This window comes from Stenotrophomonas sp. P5_A8, from assembly GCF_056400545.1.
On sequence record NZ_JBFULB010000512.1, the window covers coordinates 1 to 1,734 of the forward strand.

Consider the following 1,734-nt stretch of genomic DNA (forward strand, 5'->3'; position numbering starts at 1 on the left):
CCCGGTGAATGAGCGCGTGACTGAGTGCTTGGTCGAGCCTAAACGGTCTTTTCCCACTCACTCTGCGCGCCTTCAGACGTATGACGGCGCATTTGAGGAGGGCAGATTCAGTTGTTCCCTCAGATTGGAAAGGACTCTACAGTCTTCCTCACCGTCATCAAGGCTTCTCGCAAAAGTCCTTCACTTTCCACCGAACTCAAACCAATGCGGAGCGCATGTGGCGCCTGCGGGGTCGCGGCGTATGCGCTAGCTTTAGAGACCGCCACATATTGTTCGGCCAATGCCGCTGCAACCTGGTCCATTCGGAGCCCGTCGGGTAGAGGCATCCACAAGCACATTGAGGTTGGACCGGTGACGGTATTCATTCCTCTAAACACCTCTGCGGCAACCAGCTGACGCCGGCGCGCTTGTTCGACAATATCTCCCTCAACACGACTGAGCGTGCCGTCCTCAATCCAACGCGCCGCCATCACCGCAACAATACTGGGCAGGCTCCAGTAACTTGCGCGAATGGCTGAGGTGACGCGGTCCTTAAATTGAATCGGCGAAACAATGGCCCCAAAGCGAAGCCCGGTTCCCAGCCCCTTAGAAAGGCTGGTGATGTAGAAAGTCCTCTCAGGGGCTAGGCAGGCCAACGGCGCTGGCGCCCCCTCTGCCAAAAAAGAGTAGGAGGCATCTTCAATGATCAGAAGGTCGTGGCGGCGGGCGATATCAACAAGCCGTCGCCGATGCAACTCGCTCATTACCCAACTCAAGGGATTGTGCATCGTAGGCATTGTGTACACGGCTCGGATACGGTTTCGATCACACAGAGCGTCCAAAGCGTCGAGGTCCGGGCCAGTGGCCGCACAAGCAACGGGCATCAACTCGATCCCATGGCTCCTCGCCAGCATCTTAAAACCGGGATAAGTCAGCGCGTCAACGGCCACACGGTCGTGGATCCCAAGCACCGCCCTCGCGACGACGTCCAAGCCCTGCTGAGCACCACCAACCAAGAAGGTCCGGCCAACCGCGCATTTGACTCCACGCTGGTCGGACAAGAACTCGCCCATGATCTGCCGCTCCCGTCCGCGTCCACCGGGCGGCTGCTGATGCAGGAGTGACCTTGCCTCCGCGGAAGCTGCCAACTCGCGCAACATGCATCTCACCATCGCCTCCTGCCCTGGCCACGTGGGGTGATTGAATGACAGGTCGATCGCAATAGAACTTGACCTCGCTTCGTTCTCCGGGTCCCAGGCCACTTCTCTTCGGCGTGCACGGACAAACATCCCCCTGCCTATTTCGCCTATAACGTGTCCGGACGCTTGTAATTGGGCATAGACCTTGGTGGCGGACGCCACTGCTATGCCGAATTGGGCGGCCAACTTTCGGTGCGTCGGAAGCTGCACCCCGGGCGCCAAGTCGCCACTGTCAATTCGGTTAACAAGCGCTTCCGTCACTGATGAGATGGAACGGGATCTCATGCGGCGTCCTTAGGACAATAAATTGATTGTCCTAAATTACACCTACAAACTCCCAACCTAAAGACCTCAGCTGGCCGGCTAGCTAAAGCTACAGCAACGTGGGCGAGCGTGGGCAGGCCGTAAAAAATTCGTCTAACCCAGACAAGGCTAAAGGAGAGCGGCGTGAAAGCAGGTTCCCAACACTTACCGGTCCTTGAGTTTTTGAAAAAGCAACTCAATGGAACCTTATCGGCAGCGCAAACTACTCACCTTCGCTATCCCACCGCTATAT

At 57.2% G+C, this 1,734-nt stretch carries 1 protein-coding gene; it reads right to left on the minus strand.

Features of this window, described 5'->3' with window-relative positions; genetic code table 11:
• Positions 1-119 precede the first annotated feature (119 nt).
• Positions 120-1,463 (minus strand): aminotransferase-like domain-containing protein, encoded by a 1,344-nt coding sequence (locus AC1DQP_RS20220; RefSeq protein WP_478052393.1) that lies wholly within the window; start codon positions 1,461-1,463, stop codon positions 120-122.
• Positions 1,464-1,734: the final 271 nt, after the last annotated feature.